This window comes from Anaerovibrio sp., assembly GCF_051866355.1.
In the GTDB taxonomy this organism is placed as follows: Bacteria; Bacillota; Negativicutes; order Selenomonadales; family Selenomonadaceae; genus Anaerovibrio.
On sequence record NZ_JBJDWZ010000046.1, the window covers coordinates 1 to 3529 of the forward strand.

Genomic DNA, 3529 nt, shown 5'->3' on the forward strand with positions numbered 1-3529 from the left:
TGGTGGAGTTGCCGGAGGTGCTGATGCCGATGAGGATATCCTCCGGGCGGCCCAGTCCCAGTACCTGCTGGGCCATAGCCAGGTCAGGCGCCTGGTCGTTGGCAAAGGCGCTGTTCAGCGCCACCGCGTTCATCAGGGAGATGGCCGGCAGGGCGCCCTGAAGGTTCTGCCGCAGATAATCCGCTTCATGAGGGCAGGTTTCCTGCATTTTTGCATACAGCTCGTCGCTGATAGGGCGTTTCTTGACAAAGCCCTTCATCAGCTCGCCTACAATATGCTCCGCATCGGAGGCACTGCCGCCGTTGCCGCAGACGATGACCTTGCCGCCTTCCCTGTAGGCGGTGCAGATGGCCTCCACGGCTTCGGTAAGGGATTGGCGGCATACGCCCAGGGCAGGGTAACGCTCAATCAGGTTGTCAATTTTGGCAAAAGTGGTATCTTTCATATATCTTCAGTCCTTTCTGCTGGCGATTTCTCACGCTCTTCATTTTCCTGTCAGCATATCTGACAATACATCCTGCTGCGCAACTTACAGTACAACTGATAGCATGGCTAATAATATATTCTAATAGTATATTAATGCAAAATGAGAAAAATTGCAATTTATATATGTCTATGATATAATTGAACAGTATTTGAAAAGTCAAAAAGTAAAATTTGTGAAAACCAAATTTTATAAGGCTGAGGCCATGAAACTGCGGGGCTGTGCAGTGATGCAGTTATACGGTTACGTGGCCGGGTGGCTACAGGGTTATATGGCCGTGCAGGTATGTGGCTGTACAGCTGTGAAGATTGTAGATGTGTAGAAATGAGGTTGAAAATATGTCACAGAGAATGACATTGAATGAGGTAATCAGTGAGTATGGCGTGCCGCAGATAAAGCTGGATATTCACGCCAGGGCAAGCGAGTGCCAGAAGCTGCGTGAAAAGCTGATGGACATTGTCAAGCTCAGCGGAGCAAAGGAGCAGGGGTATCTGGATATCGACTGCAAGCTGTATATTGACGTGGACGATATTGACCGCTATCTGTCCGGCGAGCTGGACACCCTGGGAGAGCTTTATGCTTTTCCGGAGGATATCAAGGCCTATAAGGAGGATTAAGAGGATATGAAGATGAAAAAAATAGGCGCCGTGCTGGTGGCGGCGGCCTTCCTGTTTTCTGCGTCTGCCGGTGTGGCCGATGCGGCTAAGGGTGGTGCCAGAATCTCGGTACCGAAGGTTTCCGCGCCAAAGGTGTCTGCACCAAAGACATCCGCGCCTGCGGCCAAGAAGGCTGACAAGCCAAATCAGGAGTATGCTCCGTCCAAGAAGGCAAGCGACCTGAAGGACAAGACACCGGCGGCCAAGGCAAATAACAGCGTTGCGAATAATGCGGCGGCAGCCAATACCGGTACCCGCTGGGGCAATGCCCTGCGCACCATGGGCCTGCTGGCGGGCGGCATGATGCTGGGCAGCATGCTGGGACACCTCTTCGGCTTCGGCGGCGGCTTTCTGGCGGATGCGCTGGGTGTGCTGTTCAACGTGATTTTTGTCGTTGTTGCCGTCAAGGTGATTATGATGCTGGTGCGCCGTTTTTTTGGCAAGAAAAATGAGCAGTCAGGCAATAGCGGCTACGAAAGCTATGAGAACAGTGCGCCATCCTACCATCAGGGCAGTGCCGTGGACAACGGCCCGGTTGTTACTGACATCCGCCGCGACGGTGACGGACTGGTGAACGTATCCCCGGTGGGCAAGGGAATTGGCATCGACTATGACCCAAAATCCACGGCAGATAAGTATCGCCGCATGTGATGGGAAAGCAATATAACCATGCAGGTCCGTAGATAAATTGAATGGCATAACCATAACCACGAAAACACGCTCTCGCTCCTAGCTGTGCCTCGCGTTACTAACATTCATCTATCGCGTCTGTGACGCTCTGATGAATGAAGTAACGAGGCGCAACAAGGGTTTTCTAAGGTTACGGTTATGCCATTTTGTTCGTGCCGGTATGATATGGTGACATAGCTATTTATTGGCCGCGGAAATGATTTTTTGCAGCTCCCGTACCTGATTGAGATGGGTCTCGTAGTCCAGGTCATTGGCATCGTACTGCATGCGCTTTTTCAGCTCATCAATCCGTGCCTGCAGCCTGCTGCGTACTTCGGGACTAAGTGCCATGTGCAGAATCTCCTTTACAGTAAAAAGTGAAACGCTGAATGTCGTGCAACGCACATCAGACAACGTACATTGTATAACAAAAGTACCCTGTTTTCAAGGCCTGCCGAGGGGCTGACCGGAGCAGGCGCATAAGAAAAATGCCGTACAGCTCGTGGCTGGTACGGCATTTTTCTCATTGGTGAGTTGTGTATATTTTGGAGAGTATGTAAAAATAGTGAAAAGCAATTAGAATAAATCAATCAGAGAAAAGGGAGGTGGACAGGTAGCGGTCACCGGTGTCCGGCAGCAGGGCTACGATGGTCTTTCCCTTGTTGGAAGGGCGTTTTGCCAGCTGTACGGCGGCGGCCAGGGCCGCGCCGGAGGAAATGCCGATGAGTACGCCCTCTGCCTGAGAGAACTGGCGGCCAAACTTGAAGGCGTCCTCGTTCTCCACAGGAATAATCTCGTCATAAATCTTGGTATTCAGGGTGTCAGGCACAAAGCCTGCGCCGATGCCCTGAATCTTGTGAGGGCCGGCAGTACCCTTGCTGAGTACAGGGGAGGTAGCTGGTTCCACAGCTACAACCTTCACGTCAGGGTTCTTGCTCTTGAGGTATTCGCCGGTACCGCTGAGGGTGCCGCCGGTGCCTACGCCTGCCACAAAGAAATCAACCTTGCCCTCGGCATCCTCCCAGATTTCCGGGCCGGTGGTTGCCTTGTGGGTGGCAGGGTTGGCCTGATTGGTAAACTGGGACGGGATGTAGGAATGAGGGATGGAAGCGGCCAACTCCTCGGCCTTGGCAATAGCACCCTTCATGCCCTTGGCTCCATCGGTCAGGACAATCTCGGCGCCGTAGGCCTTCAAAAGATTGCGGCGCTCCACGGACATGGTTTCCGGCATGGTGAGAATGGCTCTGTAGCCGCGGGCAGCCGCTACGCTGGCCAGGCCGATGCCGGTGTTGCCGCTGGTAGGCTCGATGATGACGGAATCCTTCGTGAGCTTGCCCTCGGCCTCTGCCTTTTCAATCATGGCCTTGGCAATGCGGTCCTTGACACTGCCTGCCGGGTTGAAATACTCCAGCTTCACGAGGATATCTGCCTCCAGCCCGTTGACCTTGATGAAGTTGTTGGCCCGCAGCAGAGGCGTGTGGCCGATAAGTTCTGTTACACTGTTATATACCTTTGACATAAAAACATCTCCTTAGAATATCTCAAAAACTTTATAAACATATATGATTGATATGCTTATATAATAAACCCGATTATCTACTTTGTCAATAGGTAAATGAAAATTTTTTATAAAACCTATTATTACTGTATGATATATTGATTTTATAGGCGTTTTTTGGTATTATATAGGAAGCAGAATTTATGTTGAAAGGATTGGTTA

The 3529-nt window shown here is 51.4% G+C and carries 5 protein-coding genes; 2 read left to right on the forward strand and 3 right to left on the reverse strand.

Features of this window, described 5'->3' with window-relative positions:
* On the reverse strand, positions 1-445 hold a 445-nt coding region (locus ACI3UA_RS02600), incomplete at its 3' end, for a D-sedoheptulose-7-phosphate isomerase (RefSeq protein ID WP_439723272.1).
* A gap of 377 nt (positions 446-822) precedes the next feature.
* Between ACI3UA_RS02600 and ACI3UA_RS02605 the strand changes: the two genes are divergently transcribed.
* Together ACI3UA_RS02605 and ACI3UA_RS02610 are read left to right on the forward strand one after the other, a co-directional pair.
* Positions 823-1101 (forward strand): hypothetical protein, encoded by a 279-nt coding sequence (locus tag ACI3UA_RS02605; RefSeq protein ID WP_439723273.1) that lies wholly within the window; start codon positions 823-825, stop codon positions 1099-1101.
* 6 nt (positions 1102-1107) lie between these two features.
* Positions 1108-1791 (forward strand): hypothetical protein, encoded by a 684-nt coding sequence (locus ACI3UA_RS02610; protein ID WP_439723274.1) that lies wholly within the window; start codon positions 1108-1110, stop codon positions 1789-1791.
* Positions 1792-2007: 216 nt separating this feature from the next.
* Here ACI3UA_RS02610 and ACI3UA_RS02615 read toward each other — a convergent pair whose 3' ends face one another.
* Together ACI3UA_RS02615 and cysK are read right to left on the reverse strand one after the other, a co-directional pair.
* The gene (locus ACI3UA_RS02615) at positions 2008-2160 is read right to left on the reverse strand and encodes an aminoglycoside phosphotransferase (protein WP_439723275.1); all 153 of its coding nucleotides are present in this window, start codon (positions 2158-2160) and stop codon (positions 2008-2010) included.
* Between the two features lie 235 nt (positions 2161-2395).
* Complete coding sequence (gene cysK, locus ACI3UA_RS02620; RefSeq protein WP_439723276.1) at positions 2396-3328, reverse strand: cysteine synthase A; 933 nt, start codon at positions 3326-3328, stop codon at positions 2396-2398.
* Between the last annotated feature and the right edge of the window lie 201 nt (positions 3329-3529).

Bases quoted from the DNA above. Each gene is read 5' to 3' on its own strand.
- ACI3UA_RS02605 (WP_439723273.1), top strand. From the start codon at position 823: ATGTCACAGAGAATGACATTGAATGAGGTAATCAGTGAGTATGGCGTG.
- ACI3UA_RS02610 (WP_439723274.1), top strand. From the start codon at position 1,108: ATGAAGATGAAAAAAATAGGCGCCGTGCTGGTGGCGGCGGCCTTCCTG.
- ACI3UA_RS02615 (WP_439723275.1), bottom strand. From the start codon at position 2,160: ATGGCACTTAGTCCCGAAGTACGCAGCAGGCTGCAGGCACGGATTGAT.
- cysK (WP_439723276.1), bottom strand. From the start codon at position 3,328: ATGTCAAAGGTATATAACAGTGTAACAGAACTTATCGGCCACACGCCT.